This window comes from Facklamia languida CCUG 37842, from assembly GCF_000245795.1.
GTDB lineage: Bacteria > Bacillota > Bacilli > Lactobacillales > Aerococcaceae > Facklamia > Facklamia languida.
In genome coordinates this window covers 1,461,533-1,487,404 of record NZ_JH601133.1, presented here as the reverse complement: position 1 = coordinate 1,487,404, position 25,872 = coordinate 1,461,533, and the positions used below count along the sequence as shown (strand labels likewise).

At 44.2% G+C, this 25,872-nt stretch carries 25 protein-coding genes; 2 read left to right on the top strand and 23 right to left on the bottom strand.

The window, feature by feature from the left end:
* Window positions 1-209 precede the first annotated feature (209 nt).
* From rplS to HMPREF9708_RS06810, 14 genes are all read right to left on the bottom strand, one after another.
* Complete coding sequence (gene rplS / locus HMPREF9708_RS06875; RefSeq protein WP_006309547.1) at window positions 210-557, bottom strand: 50S ribosomal protein L19; 348 nt, start codon at window positions 555-557, stop codon at window positions 210-212.
* A 160-nt stretch (window positions 558-717) separates the two neighbouring features.
* Complete coding sequence (trmD, locus tag HMPREF9708_RS06870) at window positions 718-1,461, bottom strand: tRNA (guanosine(37)-N1)-methyltransferase TrmD (RefSeq protein WP_006309546.1); 744 nt, start codon at window positions 1,459-1,461, stop codon at window positions 718-720.
* Entirely contained in the window at window positions 1,451-1,972 is a 522-nt protein-coding gene (gene rimM / locus HMPREF9708_RS06865; protein WP_006309545.1) for a ribosome maturation factor RimM, read from the bottom strand. Before rimM ends, trmD begins: the two co-directional genes overlap by 11 nt.
* A 170-nt stretch (window positions 1,973-2,142) precedes the next feature.
* Window positions 2,143-2,421 carry a KH domain-containing protein gene (locus HMPREF9708_RS06860; RefSeq protein WP_006309544.1) on the bottom strand — a complete coding sequence of 93 codons (279 nt, stop codon included), beginning with the start codon at window positions 2,419-2,421 and terminating at the stop codon, window positions 2,143-2,145.
* Between the two features lie 36 nt (window positions 2,422-2,457).
* Window positions 2,458-2,730, bottom strand: a complete 273-nt coding sequence (gene rpsP, locus HMPREF9708_RS06855; protein ID WP_006309543.1) for a 30S ribosomal protein S16 — start codon at window positions 2,728-2,730, stop codon at window positions 2,458-2,460.
* A 91-nt stretch (window positions 2,731-2,821) separates the two neighbouring features.
* Entirely contained in the window at window positions 2,822-4,294 is a 1,473-nt protein-coding gene (gene ffh, locus HMPREF9708_RS06850; protein WP_006309542.1) for a signal recognition particle protein, read from the bottom strand.
* Window positions 4,295-4,311: 17 nt separating this feature from the next.
* Window positions 4,312-4,638, bottom strand: coding sequence for a YlxM family DNA-binding protein (gene ylxM / locus HMPREF9708_RS06845; RefSeq protein WP_006309541.1), 327 nt, complete (start codon window positions 4,636-4,638; stop codon window positions 4,312-4,314).
* Window positions 4,639-4,801: 163 nt separating this feature from the next.
* Complete coding sequence (locus HMPREF9708_RS06840; protein WP_006309540.1) at window positions 4,802-5,599, bottom strand: hypothetical protein; 798 nt, start codon at window positions 5,597-5,599, stop codon at window positions 4,802-4,804.
* 9 nt (window positions 5,600-5,608) lie between these two features.
* Complete coding sequence (locus tag HMPREF9708_RS06835; protein WP_156798791.1) at window positions 5,609-6,172, bottom strand: hypothetical protein; 564 nt, start codon at window positions 6,170-6,172, stop codon at window positions 5,609-5,611.
* A gap of 41 nt (window positions 6,173-6,213) precedes the next feature.
* Window positions 6,214-6,828, bottom strand: coding sequence for a hypothetical protein (locus tag HMPREF9708_RS06830; RefSeq protein WP_198004242.1), 615 nt, complete (start codon window positions 6,826-6,828; stop codon window positions 6,214-6,216).
* 531 nt (window positions 6,829-7,359) lie between these two features.
* Window positions 7,360-8,319 (bottom strand): ABC transporter permease, encoded by a 960-nt coding sequence (locus HMPREF9708_RS06825; protein WP_006309537.1) that lies wholly within the window; start codon window positions 8,317-8,319, stop codon window positions 7,360-7,362.
* Window positions 8,319-9,401 (bottom strand): ABC transporter permease, encoded by a 1,083-nt coding sequence (locus HMPREF9708_RS06820; protein ID WP_006309536.1) that lies wholly within the window; start codon window positions 9,399-9,401, stop codon window positions 8,319-8,321. The genes HMPREF9708_RS06825 and HMPREF9708_RS06820 overlap by 1 nt, the downstream gene beginning before the upstream one ends.
* Window positions 9,402-9,403: 2 nt before the next feature.
* Window positions 9,404-10,960, bottom strand: coding sequence for an ABC transporter ATP-binding protein (locus tag HMPREF9708_RS06815; protein ID WP_006309535.1), 1,557 nt, complete (start codon window positions 10,958-10,960; stop codon window positions 9,404-9,406).
* A gap of 127 nt (window positions 10,961-11,087) precedes the next feature.
* Window positions 11,088-13,841: a DNA translocase FtsK gene (locus HMPREF9708_RS06810; protein WP_006309534.1), complete on the bottom strand. Its 2,754-nt coding sequence runs from the start codon at window positions 13,839-13,841 to the stop codon at window positions 11,088-11,090.
* A 414-nt stretch (window positions 13,842-14,255) separates the two neighbouring features.
* Between HMPREF9708_RS06810 and yidC the strand changes: the two genes are divergently transcribed.
* Window positions 14,256-15,215: a membrane protein insertase YidC gene (gene yidC, locus HMPREF9708_RS06805; protein WP_006309533.1), complete on the top strand. Its 960-nt coding sequence runs from the start codon at window positions 14,256-14,258 to the stop codon at window positions 15,213-15,215.
* Window positions 15,216-15,266: 51 nt separating this feature from the next.
* Here yidC and HMPREF9708_RS06800 read toward each other — a convergent pair whose 3' ends face one another.
* From HMPREF9708_RS06800 to gndA, 3 genes are all read right to left on the bottom strand, one after another.
* Window positions 15,267-16,721 (bottom strand): sensor histidine kinase, encoded by a 1,455-nt coding sequence (locus HMPREF9708_RS06800; RefSeq protein ID WP_006309532.1) that lies wholly within the window; start codon window positions 16,719-16,721, stop codon window positions 15,267-15,269.
* A 1-nt stretch (window position 16,722) separates the two neighbouring features.
* The gene (locus HMPREF9708_RS06795) at window positions 16,723-17,424 is read right to left on the bottom strand and encodes a response regulator transcription factor (protein ID WP_006309531.1); all 702 of its coding nucleotides are present in this window, start codon (window positions 17,422-17,424) and stop codon (window positions 16,723-16,725) included.
* A gap of 145 nt (window positions 17,425-17,569) precedes the next feature.
* Window positions 17,570-19,015 carry an NADP-dependent phosphogluconate dehydrogenase gene (gene gndA / locus HMPREF9708_RS06790; RefSeq protein WP_006309530.1) on the bottom strand — a complete coding sequence of 482 codons (1,446 nt, stop codon included), beginning with the start codon at window positions 19,013-19,015 and terminating at the stop codon, window positions 17,570-17,572.
* Window positions 19,016-19,146: 131 nt separating this feature from the next.
* Between gndA and HMPREF9708_RS08215 the strand changes: the two genes are divergently transcribed.
* On the top strand, window positions 19,147-19,296 hold the full coding sequence (locus HMPREF9708_RS08215) for a DUF4044 domain-containing protein (RefSeq protein ID WP_006309529.1): 150 nt from the start codon (window positions 19,147-19,149) through the stop codon (window positions 19,294-19,296).
* Between the two features lie 62 nt (window positions 19,297-19,358).
* Here the strand turns inward: HMPREF9708_RS08215 and HMPREF9708_RS06785 are convergent, their stop codons facing one another.
* The 6 genes from HMPREF9708_RS06785 to HMPREF9708_RS06765 all read right to left on the bottom strand — a co-directional run bounded on the left by HMPREF9708_RS06785 (window position 19,359) and on the right by HMPREF9708_RS06765 (window position 24,152).
* Entirely contained in the window at window positions 19,359-19,748 is a 390-nt protein-coding gene (locus HMPREF9708_RS06785) for a rhodanese-like domain-containing protein (protein ID WP_006309528.1), read from the bottom strand.
* Window positions 19,749-19,763: 15 nt separating this feature from the next.
* Window positions 19,764-20,450 carry a rhomboid family intramembrane serine protease gene (locus HMPREF9708_RS06780; protein WP_006309527.1) on the bottom strand — a complete coding sequence of 229 codons (687 nt, stop codon included), beginning with the start codon at window positions 20,448-20,450 and terminating at the stop codon, window positions 19,764-19,766.
* A gap of 105 nt (window positions 20,451-20,555) precedes the next feature.
* The gene (rpmG, locus tag HMPREF9708_RS08210) at window positions 20,556-20,708 is read right to left on the bottom strand and encodes a 50S ribosomal protein L33 (RefSeq protein ID WP_006309526.1); all 153 of its coding nucleotides are present in this window, start codon (window positions 20,706-20,708) and stop codon (window positions 20,556-20,558) included.
* A gap of 101 nt (window positions 20,709-20,809) precedes the next feature.
* On the bottom strand, window positions 20,810-21,421 hold the full coding sequence (locus tag HMPREF9708_RS06775; RefSeq protein ID WP_006309525.1) for an endolytic transglycosylase MltG: 612 nt from the start codon (window positions 21,419-21,421) through the stop codon (window positions 20,810-20,812).
* A gap of 14 nt (window positions 21,422-21,435) precedes the next feature.
* Window positions 21,436-21,909, bottom strand: a complete 474-nt coding sequence (locus HMPREF9708_RS06770; protein WP_006309524.1) for a terminase gpP N-terminus-related DNA-binding protein — start codon at window positions 21,907-21,909, stop codon at window positions 21,436-21,438.
* A 71-nt stretch (window positions 21,910-21,980) separates the two neighbouring features.
* On the bottom strand, window positions 21,981-24,152 hold the full coding sequence (locus tag HMPREF9708_RS06765; protein ID WP_006309523.1) for a peptidoglycan D,D-transpeptidase FtsI family protein: 2,172 nt from the start codon (window positions 24,150-24,152) through the stop codon (window positions 21,981-21,983).
* Between the last annotated feature and the right edge of the window lie 1,720 nt (window positions 24,153-25,872).

The following is a 25,872-nucleotide window of genomic DNA, read 5'->3' as shown; positions in this document are numbered from 1 at the left end:
GTAAATTTCAAGTATAAGTTAGCCACCTGGTTAACGTTCTATCTAAGGCTATTCTACTTTTTTAGTGACGGCTTGACAATGAGCTGAGGCATGGTATTTTGGCTCTATAATTAATAGGTTTTATAGAAGAAATAGACTTCCGTCAACCCTATTTAACATCGATTATAAAAAAAGAAGGACTGACTTTCGTCAGTCCTTTTTGTTGAATTCTAATGACCAATTTCACGAATTCGAGCTGCTTTACCAGCCAATGAGCGAATGTAGTAAAGTTTCGCACGACGCACACGGCCACGACGAGTGACTTCGATCTTCGCTACACGTGGTGAATGTACTGGGAATGTCCGCTCAACCCCTACACCATTTGAGATCTTACGAACGGTGTAAGTTTCGCTGATTCCAGCACCACGACGCTTGATAACAAGCCCTTCAAAGATTTGTACCCGTTCCCGTTCCCCTTCGACAATCAAAGCGTGAACTTTAACATTGTCTCCAGGACGAAATTCTGGGATATCGCTACGTAATTGAGCAGATGTAATCTTATCGATTAAGTGACTCATATTCTTTTCCTCCTAACAAACATTCTTAAATAGATCTCTATTTAGCGGAATATCGTTTTATTAAGGTCAAACGACCACTTTTAACATTATACTAGAAAATAATAAGATGTAAAGGCTAAATTTCAGAGGCCCACTAGCTTCTCTCAGATTTGAGATGCCGTTAGTCGTCAGCATCCTGAGACTGGTCTTCAGCCGCAAATTCCTCAAGCCAGGCACGCTCTTGAGGAGAAGGATCATAATCCTCCAAGAGGTCTGGTCGATACAGGTAGGTCCGCCTCAAACTCTCCCGATGGCGCCACTGGCTAATCTTGGCATGATGACCGCTCATCAGAACCTCTGGAACAAGCTGCTGACGGAATTCTAAGGGACGAGTGTATTGGGGATGTTCTAATAATGGAACTTGAAAGGACTCATGTACAATGGACTCCTCATTCCCCACCACTCCGGGTATTAAACGAACCGTCGCATCAACCATGACCATGGTTGGTAATTCCCCATTCGTTAAGACATAATCCCCCAAGGACACCTGGTCATCAACATAAGCGCGCACCCGCTCATCAAAGCCTTCATAATGACCACAAATAAAGATCAAATGATCTTCCTGAGCTAATTCTTGGGCTAATTGTTGACTAAAAGGCTGTCCAATAGGATCCACTAGGACGACTCTGGCATCTTGATAATGAGGGATGGCCTCTAAACAGTGAACAATCGGTTCGGGCCGCAAGAGCATGCCAGCGCCACCGCCATAGGGATAATCATCGACATGGCCATGACGGTTAATGGCAAAATCACGAAAATTATGGCAGGCCCATTCTAATAAACCCTTATCCTGAGCATTCTTCATCACCGAATGGTCCATGGGCGCAAACATTTCAGGGAAGAGGGTCAAAATATCAATCTTCATCAATCAATCCCTCCATCCGTTCAATCACCACACGCTGGTTGTCCAGGTCAACTTCTTTAACAACATCTTCAATAAATGGGAGTAAGATCTCCTTGCCAGCATGAGCCGGTTTAACCACCCAGACATCATTAGCCGGTAGCGACATAATCTCCTTAATGACTCCGACCTTTTGGCCTTCTTCATCAAAAACTTCTAGGCCGATGATTTGGTGGTGGTAGTAGGAACCTTCTTCTAAAGGCATCTGGTCCTGGTTGTCAATGGCCAGTTCCATCCCCTTAAAGGCCTCCACTTGGTTAATGGAATTAAACTCTTCAAAGTCCACCACATAGGCGCCCTTTTGCGGTCTGAAGTGAGCGACTGTCACTTGAGCTACCTGGCGGTCCCCCTCAATAATAAAGAGCCGGTTCCCCTTGGCAAAGCGCTCTTCGATGAAATCAGTATCTAAGAGTACCTTCACTTGCCCCTTGATCCCGTACGTGTTCACAATTCTAGCAATCCGATAAAAAGTCACCTAAATCCTCTCCTCCCTAGCTCGACCCTCTTGGTGTCAAATGACCAATTTCCTCAATATTAATTGACCCGATACCTTCTTATTTGCCTCATAATTAAAAAAGAGCGAAGTATACCAGCTACTTCACTCCTGCAGAAGCAGGACCGCTCACGGTCTACTGACCTGAGCGCTTATGCTTCTTCATTATCATCGTCATCTTGATTCAAATCATCCGCAATCACAATTCGAGGACGCTTCATATCCCGCACCTTCACACTGTAAACGATTGTGCGAATTGCGCGGATCACCCGCCCTTTCTTACCAATGATTCGACCGACATCATCGGGATGAAGAATTAAATGGTATTCCATAAAGTCTTCTGTCTCATGACGTTCAATCTGGAAATCATCGGGATGGTCAACTAAGGGTGTCACCATCGTGCGAATTAAACTTTCAATCGGTTCATTCATTGAGAACACATCCTTAATGCATTGTCACTTGTTTGACTATTTAGCTTGCTTTGATTCGTGGAATTTTTGCATGATTCCTTGACTAGATAATAAGTTGCGAACGGTATCAGAAGGTTGTGCACCCTTTGCTAACCATTCAAGAGCTTTCTCTTCTTCGATCACTAATTCTTCTGGATCTGCAACTGGATTATAAGTTCCGATCTTATCAATGATTCGTCCATCACGTGGTGAGCGAGAATCCGCTACAACGATCCGGTAGAAAGGACGCTTCTTAGCGCCTGAACGTCTTAAACGCATCTTAACTGCCATTCAATTCACCTCCATTAGTTATCTCACAATTTAGTATACTAACAGAAAAATAATGAAGTGTAAAGCTTTTTTGCTTTACACTTCAAAAAATTTATTTACGTTTCTTTTTCTTCTTTAAGAGTCGGGCAATTTGCTTTTGTTCTTGCTCCTTCTTTAATTGTTGCGGCGACTTCATCTTGCCCATATTTGGCATTTGAGGCATGCCAGACTTCCCACCTGCTTGTTGCTGCATCTGGTTCATCATCTTGTTCATCCCACTCATCTTCCCATTGGACATCTGGGCCATCATATTTCTTGATTGATTGAATTGTTTAATCAATTGGTTGACTTCATTCAAGGTCTGACCGCACCCACTAGCAATCCGGCGCCGCCGGCTTTGCGATATCTCATCAGGATGGGTACGTTCATAAGGTGTCATCGATTGAACGACGGCCCTGATCCGGTTCATATCCTTGTCATCTATATTAAAGTCCTGAATACCAGGAACCTTGTTAATCCCAGGGATCATCTTGATAAGATCCTTCAAAGGACCCATCTTACGGACTTGGTCCATCTGGTCAATAAAGTCATTAAAGTCAAAGGAAGCATCCTTAATCTTATCTGCCATCTTGGCAGCTTCTTCTTCATCAAAGTCCTGCTGAGCCTTCTCGATCAGGGTCATCATATCCCCCATACCCAGAATCCGGCTAGACATCCGGTCCGGGTGGAAGGGTTCTAAGGCATTTAATTGTTCTCCTTGACCGGTAAATTTGATCGGCTTATCAATGATGGACCGAATGGAGAGGGCCGCCCCACCCCGGGTGTCCCCGTCTAGCTTGGTAATAATAACCCCAGTGATATCTAAAGCATCATTAAAGGCCTGGGCGACATTGACCGCATCTTGACCGGTCATCGCATCCACTGTCAAAAGAATCTCATCCGGATGAACGGCCGCTTTAATCTGCTTCAATTCATTCATCAATTCTTCATTGACATGTAACCGCCCGGCCGTATCGATCAAGACCACGTCATTACCTTGAATGCGGGCGCGTTCTAGAGCTTGCCGGGCAATCTCAACGGGACTCACATCCGTTCCTTGACTAAAGACCTCAAAGTTCAACTGGCGACCGATGGTCTCTAGTTGGTCGATCGCTGCTGGACGATAGACGTCTCCAGCTACCAAGAGGGGTCGTTTGAGTCCTTGTTCTTTGAGATAATTGGCTAATTTACCAACCGTCGTGGTCTTACCTGCCCCTTGTAACCCCGCCATCATAATAACCGTCGGTGGTTGAGTGGCAAGATTTAAGGGAACTTGTTCGCCCCCCATTAATTCGGTTAATTCTTCATCGACAATCTTAACCACTTGTTGAGCGGGTGATAAAGACTGGAGCACTTCCGAACCCAGCGCTCGTTCATTCACTTGCTTGACGAAGGTCTTCACGACCTTGAAGTTAACGTCCGCTTCTAATAAGGCTAAGCGGATTTCCCGCATCATCTGCTTAAGGTCCGCCTCAGTAATCTTGCCGCCCTTACCGACTTGTGAGATTGAATCTTGTAATCGTTGTGATAGTCCTTCAAATGCCATGGCTGACTCCTTTATGCTTATTGTTCGAGTTCAATTAATTGATGGACCAGGTGCAAGGCTTGTTCTTGTCCTTGTAAGAGTTGGGTTAATTCTTCTAAAGCTTGCCAACGCTGGTCACTCTTCTTCTTGAGTTGGAGCTGGTCCTCATAGTGATTCAAAGCCTCTTCCGAACGCCTGATGGTATCATGGACTGCTTGGCGACTAATCTGCAAATTCTCCGCGATTTCGGCTAGTGAATAATCCGCTTCATAGTAGGCTTGCATGACACTGGCCTGCTTATCGGTTAAAAGCGTCCCATAATAGGACAGGAGTTGATTCATATAGACCGTCTTCTCAAGCGTCATGACTTGCCCCTCCTCAATTAAACTATTCCTTATTCTATCATGCTTAAAGGGTAAGTACAAATGCAATCATGACGGTCAACCAATCCTATCTAGGCAAAAAAACTGACCCCAGGGCCAGTTATAAATAATGATCAATTTGTGGTCGTCCATCATCTTCTATCGCTCACGAGAGACTACCCACCAAATCCTCAATCTCTTGTTCACTCGGACCTGCTTGGTCTGAATAATCAAGCCGTTGAATATCAAGGACAAGATTTCCTGCTTGATTCACTTGTAAAGCGACCACTTGATGACTTGCTTTGTCTACCTCCACGGTCCAATGACCGAAGAGATAGGTTGAAAATTCTTGTCCCAAATCACCTTCCAATTGATAGCTAGAACCCTGGTCCTTGAGAACTAGATCTTGACTCTCTTTGAAAGTGACTAAATAGTCTAAGAATAAGGCTTGAGGAAGGATCATCTCTTGTATTGACCCTTCTTGTTCAAAACTATTCTCAGGCCCATAGGAAGAAAGTGTATGGAGTGTTCCTTGCTGATAATAAATCAATTGTTGATGGTCCGGATAGGTGACTTGTTCATAGAATAATTGTCGTTCCTGATCGAAGCCTCCTTTGAGTTGGACTTCTTGGTAGCCTTCAAAGGGACGCATGACATAGGAATAGGTGACTTGTTGGTGGTTATTGAATTGCATCAAACTATCGAATAAGATCTGCTGGGCTTGGGAATCCGGGTCTTTTTCGTGATCAGATTGATCAAAAGCAGCTAAGGTAGCCAAATAAGTCTCATTCTTAAGATAAGGTGTCGTATGCTGTGGGTTCACCTCTCCTTGGCTAATTTCTTCCAAGGACCGTTTCTGTACATTACTTGGACTAAAATAAAAAAAGTAGACCACGCCCCCACTAATTCCTAATACGAATAGCAAGATGAGGATTGAAAGGATTATCTTTTTTGTTCTTGTCATGGGATCCTCCTAATAGATTACTTGACGATGGGCCATCATTTTCTTATCGAATAGATACCCCACCATAAAAAATAAAACCATTTTAATTAATAAGACCAAGATTGCTGTGCCATATGGAGCTTGGTCAATCGCAAAAAAAGTGATAAACCAAGGCTGAATCGTTAACCATGGCATCATCAAACCCATGGCGATCGTTAGAATCGTTGCAAGTAACGAATGGTTAAAGAACGTCCAAGCCAAAGCAGTAACCAAAGCAATCACAGTCAACAGCAAGGCTAGCTGACAGAGGCTAAATATAATATCTCCTAGAACGACTGGTTGTTGATAAAAGACCCATGCAAAAAACAAACTAGCCCCCATCATCAAAAGAATCAGCCCTTGGCTCAAAGCCAAAATCTTCCATTTATACCGACACCGTTTAGATAGACCCATGCGGTATAATTCCAAATTATTGAACTTAACATTAAACATGTAAATCAAAACGGCAAAACCAGGAATCAAAAGCCATGCTAAAAGATTGGCCTCCATGGGCTCTGATAAGAGCGTCTCATAGAGATTGGGCATATCTTCCATAAAACAAAAAAGACTGATCAGTATCTTCATTATATACCGAATCAGTCTCTTGAGGATCGAAATCGATTAAATTGGCCGCGAAAACGCAAAATTTGGCCGTGAAAAGAGTCATCACCTATAAAATTTGCTTGGAATTTTGCCTGATTGACCCTAACCAGCTCACCATCAACCAGTTTGACTGTTTGACTTGAGAGATTAATCTGCTCGACCGCTAAATGATTGATAAGGAGCCCGCGATTGACTGCAAAGAAAAGGGGTTGTAAGTAGTCAAAATTACTGAGTGGTTCTCTTAGGCGCTCAAAAGCCCCATTAATAAATTTCACTGTCAGATAGTGACTCCCTGGATCACGCTGAATCAGCGATATATCCTCCAGACGGTGACAGATCGCTTGTAACTGGAAATCTCTTTCGAAATGGAAGAAAATCGCAATGAGTTGAAGCTGGTCCAGCAAAGGGATCGACCCCAAATTAGAACATAAACAAAATAATTGCGCTTGATAGGTCTTAACTTTTTGATAAACAGTAAAGGAGTCGTAAACAATTACGAGATGGTGAAGCAAACCACTCTGTTCCAAAAAATCTAAGAAATCAAGACCCCTTTGTGAAACACCCTCAGGCCAATAAAAAATATGGAGATGCTGATGGAACTCTTTCATAAAGCAGTAATCGAACAAGTGAAATTGGGGTTCATCAAGGTTCATTATCTTAAATTGATAAGGAAGCTGTGACTGAATTAATTGATCAAATGGAATTTCTTGACTTTTTCCATATTTATATATATATATATCAACTTCGAAACCCCCTTTGAAAAAGAAAATAGAAATAGGAAATCGGGAAGATTGCCTTTGAGTAGACCGCCTCTACAAGTTGATTTGAGATCATCGTGAAGCCTTTTCCTAAGTCCATCATAAATTATCCGGCTACTTTAATCAATAAGTAGTTTCTATCTAATTTCAATGCCCGATACTACCAGACGACATATCTGCTGGACGCTTTTACTGAATTGATTGGAGTATAATAAAAACACCGAAACATCACAAAGCTAGGAATCCACATCGAGCCATCCTTACATAAAATGAAAGTCAGGATTAGCTCTTGCTCTAACCATGGATGATCAGGGATAAAATAGTCGGTGTCAATAAATAAATGAGCGACTCAAGGATGAGCCACTCATTCTAATTCGAATTCTATTTTGACTTAATGTAGGTGGTTCCATTAGCAGCGGGTCCCTTAGACTGGCCGACTATTCCAACAAGCACGATGATCGTAATAACGTACGGTGCGATCTGTAAGAAGACAGGCGGAATATTTCCAATCAGGGGGATACGGGAGCCAATGACTGCTAAGGATTGGGCAAAGCCAAAGAAGATGGCTGCTCCCATTGCCCCAATTGGATGATGCTTACCAAAGATCATGGCAGCCATCGCCATGAAACCTTGTCCAGCGATGGTTGAGATGGTGAACTTTAATGTAATCGAATTAGCTAGCACTGCTCCACCAATCCCTCCAAAGAGACCTGATAAGAGCACGCCTGCATACCGCATCAGATAGACATTCACACCTAAAGTGTCCGCTGCCTGGGGATGTTCACCGACTGAACGGAGACGTAAGCCAAAGCTGGTCTTATAGATGACGACCCAGGCCAAGACTGCCACGATCATTCCAGCGAAGGCAGGCTCAGACGTAGTTTGAAAGAAGATCGGTCCGATCACAGGGATCTTACTTAAGAGCGGAATATTGTCATAACCAAAGGAATGAGCGATCGATGGGGTCTCACCACGACCGTCGTAGATAACCCGAACGAGGAAAACAGCTAAGGCGGGAGCAATGAGGTTCAAGACAGTCCCAGAAATAATATGGTCCGCTCTCAAATGAACCGTGGCAACTGCATGAATTAATGAAAAGGCAACCCCTGCGAGTCCCCCTGCTAGGACCGCTAGCCAGGGAGTTAAGTCATTGCCGAATCGATCCCCAAAGAAGAGATTAAAGAGCACAGAAGCTAAGGCGCCAATCACCATAATGCCTTCCAAGCCGACATTCACAATTCCAGACCTTTCAGAGAAGACACCCCCTAAGGCGGTAAAGATTAAAGGGGCAGAATAAACTAGGGTCGATGAAACGATTAACGCGAGTAATGAGATAGACATTAGACTTCCCCCTCTTCTTGCATCAGCTTAGTTTGGCGAATTTTGCGCGTCTGGTGCCGGTCAGAAAAATAAGTAATAATATAGTTGGCCCCCACAAAGAAAATAATAATTCCAATCACGATATTGACAACTTCCTGAGGAATCTTGGCAAAGAGCGCCATAGTGGAAGCCCCTGTGTTCAAGGCCCCGAATAACAAGGCAGCAAAGATCACACCGATTGGATGGTTAATACCTAACAAGGCAACCGCCATTCCATTAAAGCCGATCGCTGGTGCCACCCCATTTTGTAAGTTGATAAAGCCAAATTCCCCCAAACCATTCATCACGCCGCCGAGACCGGCTAAGGCACCGGAAATGAACATGGCGAGGATAATATTCTTCTTAGCCGACATTCCTGCGTATTTTGCTGCATGTGGATTTAAACCAACCGTCTTTAATTCAAAACCGGTGGTTGTCCGAGCCATCAGAATCATCACCAAGACAGCGGCGATTAGGGCCAAGAAGATTCCACCATGAATCGTGGAATTCTGAGTCCACTGACTGAGAAAGTCCATCTTCAAGGACGCATTGGCCCCTACAGTAGGCGTGCGGTCAGCACGATCGGTAATAACATTCCGGATCAGATAATCAACCACATAGATCGATACATAGTTCAGCATAATGGTAACGATGACTTCACTGGTATTAAAGTAAGCCTTCAAGACACCCGCTATCGCCGCCCATAAGGCTCCTGCTAGGGTGCCAGCAATAATCGCCACAGGTAAAGTCAGCCACATGGGCGCTTCGCCTAAGGCAAGTGCCACCCAGACCGAAGCAAGCCAGCCCCAAAGCGCTTGACCAGAAAGTCCAATATTAAAGAAACCAGCCGTATAAGCGACCGCAAAGCCTAGCCCTGTAAAGATCAAAGGCGTCGCTGCCCGAATCGTCTGGCCAATCGCAAAGGGTGTACCAAAAGCACCAGTAAAGAGAAACTCATAGCCCCTAATCGGATCATAGCCAAAACTAATCATGAGGAGGGCACCAAAGAAGAGCCCAATAAAGACAGAAGCTAATGAAACAAAAAACTTATTAAAACCCTTCATACCTAGATCCCTCCTTCTTCACTGTGTTGAGCAGCGACTTCTTCTAGGGTAGAACCAGCCATCAAGAGACCCAGTTCTTCCTTATTGGTCTGGTCTGCTGGTAAATCGGCTACAATCTTGCCATCATAGACAACCAGAATCCGGTCAGAAACATTTAGAATTTCATCTAACTCGAAGCTCATCAACAAAACAGCCTTATTCTGATCACGCTGGTCAATGAGGGCTTGGTGGATGAATTCAATCGCACCGACGTCCAAGCCACGGGTCGGATTGGCAGCAATTAAGACATCAGGTTGCTGCTCTAATTCACGGGCGATGATGGCCTTCTGTTGGTTCCCCCCTGATAAAGCTTTGGCTGGAACCTGCTGGGAGACAGTCCGAACATCATACTTCTCGATCAATTGACCCGCTCGTTCTTCAATCGCATCAAAGTTAAGGAAATGACGACGAGAATAAGGCGGACGATAGTAGTCCTTTAAGACCATATTCTTTTCCAAGGCCATGTCGAGGATTAAACCATATTTATGGCGGTCTTCTGGGATATGGGCCAGTCCTTTTTCAGCAATCTTACGGGGGGACTCATTGGTTATGACTTCTTGGTTAAGAAGAACTTGGCCAGAATCAACCGGCATTAGACCTGTGATAGCAAGAATCAGTTCGGATTGGCCATTACCATCTATCCCAGCAATTCCAACAATTTCACCATGGTGAACATCGAAAGATAAATGATCGACCAGGGTCACATTACGCTGGTCTTTCACATGCAGGTCTTGAACCGATAAGGCAATATCGCTCGGTTGCGCACCCATTTTATCCGTCACGAAGGAGACATTCCGCCCCACCATCATATTGGCTAAGGCACTCGCGCTCGTATGGGCCACATTGACTGTATCGATCGATTCCCCGCGTCGGATGACCGTACAGCGGTCTGCTACTTGCTTAATTTCCTCCAGCTTATGGGTAATAATGATGATGGACTTGCCTTCCCGGGCTAAGGTCCTAAGGGTGACCATTAACTCTTCAATTTCTTGAGGGGTGAGAGAAGCCGTCGGCTCATCAAAGATCAGGATATCCGCTCCTCGGTACAAGGTCTTTAAGATCTCGACCCGCTGTTGCATCCCAACCGAAATATCGGAAATCTTCTTGTCAGGATCAACCGCTAGCTTGTACTTCTTAGATAATTCTACAATCCGGTCATAAGCCTGTTGCTTGTTCAAGAATATACCTTGTTTAGGTTCATGGCCCAGAATAATATTCTCTACAACCGTAAAATCTTCAATTAGCATGAAGTGTTGGTGGACCATCCCAATTCCCAACTCACTGGCTTTAGACGGTGAGTCAATGGTTGTCTCCTTACCATTAATAAAAATCCGACCGGATGTGGGTTCAAGTAGGCCAGACAACATGTTCATCAAAGTGGACTTGCCTGCCCCATTCTCGCCTAAGAGGGCATGAATCTCCCCCTTTTCTAGGACCAAATCAATATTCTTATTGGCATAAAAATCGCCAAAGCGCTTGGAGATTTTGCGCATTTCGATGACTGCATCATGTGAAGCCATTGGATCCCCTCTCTATCTGTCTATGTTGATTGTGAATTTTATTATGATATATGAGAACATTATATATGAAAACGCTAAAAAAATCAGTAGTATTTCGTATTTCCTTTGCCGATGGCGGACATTAGAATTAATCGTCAACCTGGTCAATTAAGACTTGACGTGGCTTACTACCATCTTGTTCAGAGACCAAGCCTTGTGCTTCGAGGTCATCAATCAGGCGGGCCGCTCGGTTATAGCCGATTCTGAACTTTCTTTGAAGTTGTGAGATCGAAATCGTCTCTAAATCTCGAAGCATCTCAACGGCCTCACCATAATACTCATCATCCGAAGCATGTTCATTAAGGTCCTGTTCATCTGAAACCATGATGGTCTCATCATATTGGGCCATGGCCTGGTCCTTAATAAAGTCAGTAATCCGTTCGACCTCTTCATCCGAAATATAGGCTCCTTGAACCCGAACTGGCTTATTCTTACCCATCGGTTGAAAGAGCATGTCCCCACGCCCTAATAACTTCTCCGCCCCGACCGAATCGAGAATGGTCCGAGAGTCGGTACCAGAAGAAACAGCAAAGGCCAAACGTGACGGTATATTTGCCTTGATAATTCCAGTAATAACGTCGACTGAAGGTCGTTGTGTAGCAATGATCATATGAATTCCGGCTGCCCGTGCCATCTGAGCCAACCGGATGATCGCATTCTCCACATCATTTGAAGCAACCATCATTAGATCTGCTAACTCATCAATAAAGACCACGATTTTTGGTAATTTCTGGTAGCCTTGTTCATGGAACTGGTCCACTTGGTCATTAAAGCCATCAATATTCCGCACACCAGTCGCTGCAAATAATTCATACCGTCGTTCCATCTCTTCCACCACATTATTTAAGGCTCTGGCGGCCTTGCGAGGATTGGTGACAACGGGTGAAAGCTGGTGAGGCAGGTCATTGTACAGGGTGAGTTCAACCTTCTTAGGATCAATCATTAGGAACTTGACTTCTTCTGGCTTGGCCTTCATCAGAATCGAACAAATAATTACATTGATTCCGACCGACTTACCAGACCCAGTTGCTCCCGCAACGAGCAAGTGAGGCATCTTGGTCAAGTCCGCTAAGGCGACAGACCCTGAAATATCCCGACCCAAAGGAACTTCTAAATTATTAGCACTCTCAAGACCTGCGTCAATAATCTCACTAAAGGCCACAGGTGAAACCTGGGTGTTGGGCACTTCAATCCCGATGAGGGATTTCCCTGGGATGGGTGCTTCCATCCGAATGTCGCGTGCTGCAAGCGCCAAGGCAATATCATCTGATAAGGACACAATCTTAGATACCTTCACTCCGACTGCTGGTTCAATCTCGTACTTGGTAACAGAGGGACCTAGGTTCGCTTTGACGACTTTGGCCTCAACACCAAAGCTTTCGAAGGTCTTCTCTAATTTGACAATGTTCTCTTCGATCCGTTGGTATTCTTGCGATTGGTCGACCGGTGGCAATTTCTTCAATAAGTCTTTGCCAGGTAAGCGGTAGTGACCCTTAACGGGACGCTTTTTGGCCCTGGTTGCTTGACCTGGTCCACCATTCGTCAACAAGGCTTCTAATTCATCATCCATCAGGGCTTGCTTTTGATCGCTGGCGTCATGCCAATGACTAGCGGTCGCAGTCGACTCCCGAGCAGGCTCTTCTTGCTTGATCTTTGAATCTGCTTGATCAGGATCTGCAGATTGAGGCTGAGAGCCAAAGTCCTCCTCAAATGACCGATCTTTAAATGAATGGTCTTCAAATAATGGCCCTTCAATCGGTTGATCCTGGTGACCGGTTTCTTCTGAAGGCGATGGGTTAAGGCCATGAATCTGGTCAAAAAAGTCGAGGTCTAAGACTCGGTCTTGACGGGCTAGTCGGTCGCGCTGCCATTGAGCCGTTCGAGCCTTAGGATCCCCTGCTTGGTAGGGCCTAAAGTCATAATCCCCCTGAGGTTGGTAGACCGGTTCCTCACTGCGTTCCATACTAGGCATATAATGAGGAGAAGATTCTATATCATCCAGATCTTCTTCTCCTGGTCTTAGAGTGTTAGTCCCAAAGAAAGTCTGGCGCAAGTGGTCAAACCAACCTTGTTTCTTTGAGTGTGAAGGAGTTGGCGGTATGTCCTCCATGGGGCTTGCCCCTGGTTGCGGTTGCGACACTGGGCTTTGTTCACCGACCGGGTCCTCCTGCTCGTCAAGAGCTGGATCTTGCGCTCCTTCTTTAAAGACCTGCTTCATCTCATCAAAGTCTGGCCAGATCTTAACCAAGCCCTTACCTAGACCACCAAACAGTCGGACAAAGGCCTGCCAGGCTTGACTAAAGGGCACATTGATTAAACAGATCAGCCCGATTAAACCGACCAGGCTCAAGAATAGGTAGGTTCCCCATTGACCGAATAGATAGCCAATGGTCGCATAAATCAACGCTCCGGTCATCCCGCCCCCTAAGGAGAAGGCTGTCTGACTGGTCAATAATTCATTCTTATAAAGATCAAAAGTATATTGAAAAATGGATCCCTCTGCCTGCTGAGTATAGGCTTGGTGGAGAACTTGATAGTGTAGGAGGCCAGTTAATGCCAGTAAGACTAAGGCGCCTCCTAATAACCGACGCGGAGGAACGTCCACGACTTGCCCCTTTACCACCATGACCAGCCCCATACTGGCAGTAGCAAACAAGGCCAAGGGATAGGTCTCACCTATCATTAAGCGAAAGCCATTCACCAACATCATGCCAACAAAGCCCCATTTAAAGAGCGCGATGACACTTAAGAAGATAATAAATAAACCAAGCAAGAGGTAGGTCGAATGGTAGTGACCTGCTAGCTTAGAGGATTGTCTTTTCTTAGACTTTTCTTTTCCCATCCATTCACTTCCTTCCTGGGATAGGACATAATGCACAGGCTATTATAGCATTTATTTCATTTAAGATCGAACCCCTATTGTCTGCTACCTATCAACCGCAAACCGGTAGGACCTAAAAATGTATGATAGTGAACTCCTAGTTGTCCGAGTCATTATCGATTTAATGCCGTTTATATAAGCTCATTCGTCATTAAATTCTCTTGGTATTTTATTTTTCCTAAGATCATCATAAATTTAAAAGCCTATTGATGAGCCTCCCTAGGCGATAGGACCCTTTATATTCGCTAAGATCAAACCATTATCGTCCTCAAGCCTTGCGTCGTCCCTTCTTTTAATTTACAATAGGAGACATTGCCTGTTAGTGATTGCGATCCGCAATTTCTTACGATGACTATCAATAATGGAGAGTGACAAATGAAACGAATCAAGAATAATTGGCGGTTTATCTTTCTCTTAATGAGTGTGGTCTTAATCGCGAGTGGCTGTATCCGCTATGACTCCGCTGGAAATCCTACAGGAGCTGTCTATGAATACCTTGGGGTTCCAACCGCTCACTTGCTGGACTATCTGGCCCATTTCATGGGGGGATCCTATGGGATGGCGATTATTATCATTACCATCATCGTCCGCTTGTTCATGCTGCCATCTACCTTCAAGATGACCAAGAACACAATGGAAAGTTCCGCTAAGATGAAGTATGCCCAGCCTGAAATCAATGAGATCCAAGAAGAAATGAAGGCGACGGATGATCCTCAAGAGAAAGCTGAATTACAGAAGGAACTCATGCAGGTCTATTCCAAGTACGATATCAATATGTTATCGAACATGTCTGGCTGTCTCCCCATGTTAATTCAACTACCCTTTATCTCAGCTGTTTATGCCGCAATCCGATCCTCCGAGAAAATTGCGGGTTCAACTTTCATGGGAATCGACCTAGGCGAACGGAGTCTCATCTTAGTGATTCTGGTAGCACTCGCTACCTTCGCCTCCAGTTGGCTCATGCAAAAATCCTCGCCCACTGCAGCGTCGGATAACCCCCAAGCCAATCAAATGCAGACTTCCATGATGATCATGAATCCTTTAATGTTGGGTTATTTCACCTATATTTCCAATGCGGGGTTAGGACTCTACTTCTTCGCTGGAGCCATCGTCTCCTTGCTACAACAAGTCTATATGAATAAGGTGGCTCGTCCCAAAATTCAAAAAGACATCGAAGAACGCGCTCAGAAATATGCGAATGTCCCCCGCCAACAGCGTAAAACAAAAGCCCGCCAAGCAAAAAAAGCGATTGAAAAAGAGAATGCTAAACGGATTGTCCCCGTCAAAACGACCACAGGCCGTAATGCCGGTAAGCAAAACCGTAAAAACAAATAAGAGTCATGCAAAAAACGCCACAACTGACGGATTGTCGGTTGTGGCGTTTTATTAGTCTTCTTCAACATCTTCCATAATCGGAAACTCAATATAAAAGATCGAGCCGTGCTTGTAGACCGATTCGACTCGGATACTCCCCTTGTATCCTTCAACTAATTGCTTGGCAATACTGAGACCCAGGCCATTACCGCCTTGGTTACGAGACCTTGCCTTATCGACCCGGTAGAAGCGCGCAAAGACCCGCTTCTTATCCTCTTCCTTCATTCCCTCACCAAAGTCTTGAACCGCAATTTCGACTTTGCCGACACCTCGACTCAGGGAAATATGGATCTCCTTGCGGTCCCGCGAATACTTAACAGCATTATCCAGCAGAATTATGAGAATCTGTTCAAAGTGATTGCGGAACATATTGACGTAAATCGCCTGGTTGTCCTTTTCACTATCCAAGTAAATATCGAAGTCGGGATAGAGCATGACAAAGTTATTATAAATCTGGCGCATGGCCGAGATGATCTCGGTCTTTTCATTCTTGTAGTCGACATCCACATGGTCTGCCCGTGACAAGTCTAACATCTCTTGAACGAGGACCTTCATCCGGGTGATCTCTTGCAAGGAAGCCGAAATGGATTCTTCTAAGATCTCCTTGTCTTCCTTCCCCCACCGGTCCAGCATCTTCAAGTGCCCTTCCACAATCGCCACCGGTGTTCGCAATTCATGCGAAACATCTTCAACAAATTGCTTCTGGTTTCGAACATAGAGGTCAATCTTATCAAGCAGTTTATTGACATGAAGTGAGAGATCACTCCATTCATCATTACTTCTCGGTTTCATGACCCGGACCTTAGACAGGGTATCGCCTTCCATTAAGTCGAGGGTATCATTGACATAATTCAAAGGCTTCAAGAAGTGGGTCGACAAGACGCCGGCCATAATTGCCGCCAAAACGAGATGAACCAGGGAAGAGATGAGTAAGTAGCGCTTTTGATCCTGATAGAAGTCACACATCCGATCAGGCTTAGCAATATACTGGATGCTCCCCAGTAATTGGTCATTGACCGTGGATAACAAGCGTTGGTTGCCAATCATATAAACTTGCCCTTCCACTTCTATTTCTTTTAAATGGGGTTGAGCGGCTTCGAGTGGCAGGTCGAGGTTCTGGCTCTCATAGACCAGGTTCTGATGGGAATCAAAGATCCGAATGATCACTTCCTCACTGGCAAAGAGTTCCACTAACCGTTGCTGAAGGGAGACTTCACCCGGATCTAAATAATAGCCAAAGACCTGGGAGTTAAACTTATCCTGAGTATTGGCTAATTCTGCTTGCAAGTCCTCAAAATTCTGTTGGTACCGACTGATCATTTGGCTCTGAAAGTCATTGAGGGTGAGTTGTTGGTAGACGATTAAGGATGTCGCTGAGATAAACCAGAGACTAAGGAACAGCAAAAGCCCCCATTTCCACTTTAAGGAGAGGGGCTGCTTTGCCTTGGATGATTCTTGTATCTCCATCTTAGCTTCTCATCACATAACCAGTACCGCGAACTGTCTGGATGTAGGAATCCTGTCCAGGTACATCGATCTTATTTCTTAGATAACGAATATAGACATCCACCACATTCGTCTCCACTTCTGTCTTATAGCCCCAGACCTCCTCAAGTAGGACATCACGAGACATGACCATATTCACATTCTCCATCAAGAAGAGGAGCAATTCATACTCGCGCTTGGTGAGGTCAATAATCTCCTCATCACGCTTAACAATTCGACTCGCCTTCTCAATCACTAAGTTGCGGTACTTAACCACCGCTTGTTGCTGGTTGCGAGCATCTTCTTCATTCTCAATCCGACGGAATAAGGCTCTCAAGCGTGCTAAAAGTTCCTCAATCGCGAAGGGTTTCACAATATAATCGTCTGCCCCCTGGTCTAGTCCAGATACTCTATCAATGACAGAATCACGCGCTGTCATAATAATAATCGGGGTGTCCTTAACCGGACGGATTCTTCGAACCACTTCGAGCCCATTTAATTCGGGTAACATCAAATCAAGCAGAATGACATCCCAGTCTTCCTCCAGCGCTGTTTCAAGTCCTGATCGCCCATCCTCACAGATGGCAGTCTCATACCCTTCATGTTGTAATTCTAACTCCACGAAGCGAGCCAGGTTCAGTTCATCCTCGACAATGAGGACTCGTTGTTTTGGATTATCTACCATTACACGCATCCCTTTCTTATAATCTCATGATTATTTTAACCTCTTTTATTAGAAATAGCTATCAAAATTAACAAATAAGCAAATTTGACCATGCTTAAATGAGAATTTACTGGCGGTTAGCTTCCTTTTAAGCCAAGCTTAAGCCCTAATCTTCAGTTTGCACTTGTTGATCTTGGTCCCATAAATAGTGGTAGTGCCCTGCCTGGTCTGTGCGTTGGTAGGTATGGGCTCCGAAATAGTCACGTTGGGCTTGAATTAAGTTGGCCGGTAGAACAGGCGAGCGATAGGAATCATAATAAGCAATGGCACTTGCTAAGCCTGGAATGGGAACGCCTCCTTGAATCGCGAGGCTAGCCACTTCTCGGGCAGCTGTTTGATAGTCAGCTATTATTTGGGAGAAGTAATCGTCCAACAAGAGATTGTCCAATTGAGGATCACGTTCAAAAGCATTGGTAATTTCTTGTAGGAACTGGGCGCGAATAATACAACCCGCTCGGAAAACCTTGGCAATTTCACCATAATCCAAATCCCATTCATAGACTTTAGAAGCTTGATGGTATTGGGCAAAGCCTTGGGCATAGGACATGATCTTACTAAAGTAGAGTGCTTGTCGAATCCGTTCAACCCAGACCTTTGTCTCTTCCTCATTAAAGGTATGGACTTCATTAGGTCCTTGCAAGATTTCTCCTGCCTTGACCCGCTGGTCCTTTAAAGCTGAGATAAAACGGGCATAGACAGACTCGGTAATGGTCATAGAAGGCATACCCAGGTCAAGCGCGGATTGAGAGGTCCACTTGCCCGTTCCCTTATTACCTGCTGCATCGAGGATGACATCCAACAAGGGACCTTGATGGATAGGGTCCTTGCGCGTGAGAATATCGGCCGTAATTTCAATAAGGTAGGAGTCCAATTCACCTTGGTTCCAGTCTTGAAAGATGCTAGCCATAGCTTCAACGGATAAGCCCAATAGGTCGCGCATGAGATGATAGGCTTCTGCGATCAACTGCATATCCCCATATTCAATCCCATTATGGACCATCTTGACATAGTGACCAGCCCCATTTGGCCCCATATAATTGACGCAGGCTTGGCCATCCCCAGGCGCTTTGGCTGCAATTTCTTCTAGGATAGGAGCCACTAATTGATAAGCATTCAGATCCCCACCAGGCATGAGGGCAGGTCCATTCAATGCACCCTCCTCGCCACCAGAAACCCCCATTCCAATGAAATGGATGCCCGATTGGCTCAATGTCTCACTTCGGCGCATGGTATCCTTAAAGAAGGTATTCCCCCCATCAATCAAGATGTCCCCTTGATCCAGTAGGGGTAACAGTGATTGAATGGTTAAATCGGTCGCATGTCCCGCCTTGACCATGAGAATAATCCGACGAGGCCGGTCAATCGAAGCAACAAAGGTCTCAAGATCATAAGCTGGCACCAAACCATGGTCTGAGAACTCTTCAACCACTGCTTCGGTCTTGGCACGGGTCCGATTATAGATGGCTACTTGATAGCCCTTATTCGCAATATTTAAAGCGAGGTTCTTCCCCATTACAGCCATGCCGACGACACCTATCTGCGCTAAAGTCATATCAAAACTCCTTTAATATTTTCTTAACTCATTCTATCAAAAATTAGGCCACAATTAAAGTTGCCTGAATCATTGAAATTTAGCTAGGCTTTCGCTACAATACTCGTATTAGAAAAAGAGGAGGTCCGAATGTGGTCAAACCATCTCAAAAGTATCCAAAGAAAAAGAAAAAAAGTAAATATGAACGCATGATTAAGACCATGTCCATTCTAATGGTCATCATCATGTTACTGGGTGTCATCATTAGTCTTTACTTCTCCTTACGGTATTACCTACAATAAGCCAGGAAAAGAAACTCTCGGCCCGTCTCCAATTGACGAGTCGAGAGTTTTTTTGATTGGAACTATAAATTAGACTTGGTCTTACCAAACCACTTGTCCAAGCCACCCTTTAGAATATAGACCTGGTCATAGCCAGCCTTGCGCAAAATATTGGCTGCCCGTGAGGAAAAGTGATAAGTCTGGTCATACAGACAAACTGGCAAGTCCTTGCGAATCTCTTGGTGCCGCATCTTGAACTGTGAGATGGGAATATTGCGGGCACCCAAGATATGATTGGCATCAAATTCGGCCGGTTCACGCACATCAATCACTTGGATCTTCCGGATTATCTGATTCAATTCTGCACTATCGATATATTCACTTGACCGTTTACGCATCAACCAGAGCCAAGCATAGTAGAGACCAACCACGACGGCTATAACGACAATGATAACGAGGAGTGTTCTTAACATTCGATTGCTTCCCTTCTAATGAACTAACTTAAACCAACCAACAGCCAATAATCCAGCGGCTAAACATAGAATCCCAAATAAGGCCAGCCAGCGATACTTCTTGGGAAAATCAGTCCGGTAACGCCCATCCAGACCGATCACAAGAGTCGCCAAGCCACCAAAGACGGCTCCCCCAATGTGCCCCCAATTATCAAGACCCGACCCCATGAGGCCTGTCACGATATTCAAGAGAATTAAAAGGGAGAAATTCATGGCCCGCTTTTTAAGGCCATAGGATTGGGGGTACATTTTAGCCAATATAATATAAGCAACGAACAGGCCAAATATCCCAGTGGATGCCCCTGCTGATATTGCCTCACTGAAGGCAAAAGAAAAGATATTGCCACCGATACTTGCGATCATAAAGAGTCCGAACAAACGTAGGTGGCCCATCAATCGTTCGAGGTCTTGGCCAATAAAATAGATCGACAAATTATTAAAGAGTAAATGTTCAAAGCCAATATGAATAAAAGCGGCAGTGACTAGACGGTACCATTCACCCTGATAGACGATATGAGGATTCGACTTGGCCCCGGTCTCAATCAAAGCTTCAAATGAAGTCGTCGTCTTGAAGGTCATCAACATATAGATGAAGACGAGCACATTGATGGCTACCAGGAAATAAGTGACAAAAGGTGCCGATGAACGCTTAAAGGCTTCCATAGCTTCCTCCCTTTCTTGCTATTTCATATTCATGATTATAGCTTAAGTCCGAACGCTTGTCATGAAAACTAAAAGGATTGGAGTGACCTCCAATCCTTGAGTGGTTTATTTCTTAACTTCACGATGAAGTGTCACCTTGCGTTCACGCGGGCAATACTTCTTAACCTCAATCCGATCTGGGTTGTTTCGCTTGTTTTTGTTTGTTAAATAATTGCGTTCCCCACATTCTGTACATTCTAAATTAATGTTAACGCGCATTTGATTCCCTCCAAACTCTATAAAATATACCTGTATAAAAACAGCACTCGAATAGTATAGCATTAATTCAAGGCAGATGCTAATAGAAATTTAAATTTTACTTATTGATAGTAATAAGCACCATGAGTCAATTGGCTGGCAATCTCATGAATGGACATATCAGGGGTCAACTCATATTCACCTGCTTGAATCACAGTGGCCAAGTTCCATTGATCAATTAGTTCTTGGAACTCAGCTGCTGATTCCACGTAGCCTTCACTCTCTAGGCGGCCAGCGATCTCTGCTGAGCCTTCGCCTTGATTGACGACAAAGGTGCCATCCCCTTGTGGGTCCGCTGCAGGATCCTCTTCCGTCCTCTCTTCATCCGTCGTCTCTTCATCGAGTTGACTTTCATCCCACTTCTCTTTCAAAGATTCATAATAAGCAATCGATTCATTTTGCTTGTCAACCTTAGACTTTAAAGACTCCTGGTCATCCTTGAGCTTAGAAATTTGTGAAGATAATTCATCGCGTTCAAGGCTGACACTTTCCAAGTCTGCCTTAGCTATCGATTCTTCTTCCTTAAGCTTCTGTGTGTGCTCTCCCTTAAGTAGACTAGGAAGCGTAACACCGTCAACTGGAACATTTCCTTGGTAGAAGACCGCAAAAGCTCCAGTCAGAATACTTGCGGCTAAAAAACCAAGGCCAATTGAACGTAAACTTTGTTTACTCATGCTAGACCCCCTCCTTAGCGATTCTCGATATATTCATCAATGAAATACTGGACCGTCACTAATTCTTCATCGACTTCCTGTGAGATCTCCTTCAAGGTGTAACCTTGAGAATAGAGTCGAATGATCTCTTCCCTTTTCATATCCGTGATCTCATAATTAATCGACTCTTCAACCGGTAATGGCTTCAAGTCTGATAATGGTTTCAGGTCTGGTTCTGGTTGCACGTCCGCTTGGATGGCTTCATCCTCTTGGTCCTGACTTTGCTTGCTATAATAGACCTCTTCAGCTGTCACATGCTCAAGTGGCTGACTTTCAAAAAGATCTTCTTCTAATTCATTGACTTGCTTTTGTAAGTGACGCAATTGCTCGGCTTGGCTATCCACCTGTTCGCTTAAGTGGTCATAAGCAGGCTGCTTGGCAAAGAGCGAGCTAACAAAGAAAATAATGGCGATCACGAGTAATACAATGACTAAAATCCAAATATCCATTTTATTCACCTCTCCTATTTTCATTCATTCTAACATATTCTTGTGAACTTTTTGTAGCAAAAAAATGATTCTTATGGGTTGTTAGGGGCAACTGTAGTGGTCACCGGCTCTTGGGTCGTATTAGTGTTGAGATTCGTTTGAGGGTCAAATTTATTCACGATCTGCCGAGTTTCCGACAGGGTCTCAAAGTAAGCAGTCATGACTTCACGGAAAATGCGAATGGATTCAGATCCCCAGGTCGTCTCGTCCAAATAAGGAACCACGACCGAAATCGCAATCTCAGGATTATCGAAAGGAGCGTAACCGATAAAAGTTGCATTAATGACGGGCTCATTCTGGGCATATTGGATCGGTCCTGAGTAGAAGGCCTCTGCCGTTCCTGTCTTAACACCTAGCTTGATCGGGTAATTCTTCAAAAGCGAAGCAGCTGTCCCCAAATCAGAATGGGCTGCTTGATACATACCCTGATGAATCCGGTCCATCGCGGCAGGATCAATATCCACCACGTTCAGGATTTTTGGTGGAATACCGGTCACAACGCCCCCTAATTGCCCATTGCTATCGGTATTGCGGACTTGCTTAACCAAACGAGGGGAGTAGCGAATCCCACCATTTGCAATGGTTGCGGCATATTGAGCGAGTTGAAGGGGGGTGTACAAGTCGAATTGCCCATAAGACAAGTCGAGGGCCGATACCAATTGTGAACTCTTCGGTGTAAAACCGCCCGACTCATTCGGCAAATCAATGCCTGTTTGAGTTCCCAAACCAAATTCAGCAAAATTTCGCCGGATAATATCAATGGTTTCCGGATTGATATTCAACCGTCCTTCCTTCTCATAGTTGAACTGACCACCGATCCGCATGGCAAGGCGAATCATATAAATGTTCGAAGACCGTTGTAAAGCAGTAATATCATCGATCGGAATAATGCCATTCTTGTTGAAGAGCGAAGCTTTCTCCTGTGAAGCTTGGAACTTCATCGGTTCATCGACAATCACATTGTCGGTTAAGGAGATTACCCCTTCCTTGTAACCCATGGCAATCATCGCGGGCTTAATACTGGACCCCATTCCATAAGAACTATTTATAGCACCTAAAGCATCGTCAACAACCTTATCATATTGATAGCTATCATTGTCCTTATCATAAGCAAACCGCTTGCCAGATATGCCTAAGACGTCACCATTCTTGGGATTGAGAGCCACGACATAGACCCGGTCATTGAGACCCCGATCGGCTCCCATGCGGATCAAACTGTCTTCCACAATTTGGTCGAGCTTGGCTTGAAACTTCGAATTAATGGTCAAGACCAAGTTATTCCCCTTGGCACCTTGATAGACTTCTTTATTGGTTAAGATATCATCACTTGAATCGGTCACAATATTATAGAGCGATTTGGTCCCCTTTAAGATGGTCTCATACTCTTTCTCAAGATAGGAGACTCCCACCCGGTCATTCAAGGCATAGCCCCGTGTCAAGAGCTTACGTGCATCCTCACTGGGAATTCCCCGCTCTTCCGAGGAGACATTGCCCAGAATAGACCGCAACATATCCCCTTGAGGATAAGTCCGTTGCCAATCCGTTCCGATCTGAATTCCTGGTAAATCTCTTAAATTCTCACTGACCCGCGCAATTTCTTCCTGGGTCACATTCTTACTCTTAATTGGGACCGTTGATAAGGCATAAGCCGAGGCCATCCGTTTATAGATTGCGATGATCTCCTTCTCCGCTTCAGAAAAATCCAAGTCGGAATCCTTGATATGGTTAAGCTGTGCCTGGTAGGCTTCACTCCCATTGAGGAGTCGCTCTTCTTCGCTCAAGCGTTGGCGAATTAAGTCAATATTTGCAACCAAGAAATAATCCTTCATGTCCCGTTTGGTAATATTCTGGTAAGGCATGTCAATTAGGGACGCTAACTGGGTCGCAATCTTCACCCGGTCCTTGGCCGATACTTGTGAGTCGCGATCACGTGTATAAAGGATCGCCCGTTCCGGTTGATTGCCGACAATCACCTTGCCTTGACTATCATAGATCATTCCACGTGGAACCGATCCGGTTGAATAAGTCGATTCCGTTCGCTGAACCATCTGGGTCAGACTCTCCCCTTTATATAATTGGAGATAACCCAAGCGAATAAAGAGGGCTGTAAAAGATAAGAACACCACGAAGAACAGGAGGTTGAGCCTGCGTGGGATATGGGAATGGTTACGTTTTTTCTTTAATTGATAGGTTTGTTTAGCCATAGTGAGGGTAACTCTCTCTCTCTCTTGTATAAATTCTTTCCAATTATAGCAAAATTTAGCCTAACTTCCAATGACCCAAGCTGATAGTCCTCTTAAATGACCAATCAACAAATTAGAAGGCAGTACTTCTGCTTAATTAAAGGATCGCCTTCCAAAACCAAGATTTTCTGGCTTATCTAACTGGATTAAGTAATGAAAAAAACTAAAAAATACAAGGAAGGATAGCCGTCAATAAGTCAGGTCCCAATGCTTATCATAGGGGACCGCCCTTCAAAGCAAGGCTTTTCCGGATTCGACCCACTAGGCAGACCCAGTTACAAGGATTAATCTATAAAAATACTAAATAGAATTAAAGGATTAAAAGGCGAGATACCGTCAATAAGGCAAGTCCCCAATGCTTATCATAGGGGACCGTCTTTCAAAGCTAAGCTTTTTCAGACTCGATCCACTAGGCAATGCCTAAACGGTAAACCGTAAGGCATTGCACGCTACGTGGATCGTCCTCCTTCCTATGATTAAGCATTGGGGACCTGCCTTTTATTGACGGATTCATGTTTTTATTTATTTAAGGCTTTTTAAATTAATCCAGTTGGTAAAATGGAAAATCATTCGATAAAACATTGCTAATAGAAATATAGGGTCTTTATTTGATCAGGGAACAACTTTGCTAAACAAATTAAACAGTAAAAAAATAATGGGATGGCTAAAACTCAGAGGCCGCTTTTTAAAATAAACTAAATCAATAAATAAGGAAATCTAGCTTTTATCGATTCGCATCAAGATCTTAGATTTTTTAAAAGTAGAAGATCACCTGACTAAGTTTGTCATGCCAATCGATTCTGAGTTTTACTTATTAGGTGAGAAAAAACTATCAGAACTTCTTATCTTTTTAGTCTTATCATCCTCTCCTGACTTGAATCCGATGTAAGTTCTTTTACATAGAGGCGATTGATATTTTACTGTAGTAGGATGATGATGTTTACACGAATTGAAAACGTATGTTTTGCGGGTGATGCATTTTTGCGTCACCCGAATTTTTTGGCTTATCAAAGTATAATGCTTCCTTTAACCCTGTTTTTAAAAGCATGAAACACTGAAGTCAGATTGAGGAAGTGTGCTAACCAAGTAGCATAAAGAAGCTTATCCCTTTTATTTTGTTGTATATTGAGCCTATATTTTAATGTATTTATGAGGGCCCTAAAGATAGCTTGCTTATCTTTCCTTTAAAATAGATGTTAACTATCGAAAATTATACTTTTACTTAATCATTAGCTTCATAAGGAGTTCGGTTTAAGGTAAAAAGAATGAAAGCTATTTACTCGTTTGTTATTGGTAATGCTTTATTAAATGAATTCCTTTTTGTCGCCTGGATTAATTTTAGAGTACTAAATAGATAAAGACACAAACTTCGTCAATAACAGGCAGGTCTCACTACTTAATCATAGGAAAGAGGACGATCCACGTAGCGTGCATTGCCTTACGGTTCACCGTTTGGGCAATGCCTAGTGGATCGAGTCTGGAAAAGCGACAGCTTTGGAAGGCGGTCCCCTATGATAAGCATTGGACCTGACTGATTGACGGTATCTTGCCTTTTTATATTTTTAGTTTCTTGTATCATTTATGCCTAGTGGATCGAGTCTGGAAAAGCGAGAGCTTTGAAAGACGGTCCCTTATGATTAAGTAGTGGACCTGCCTTATTGACGGCTATCTTGCCTTTTAT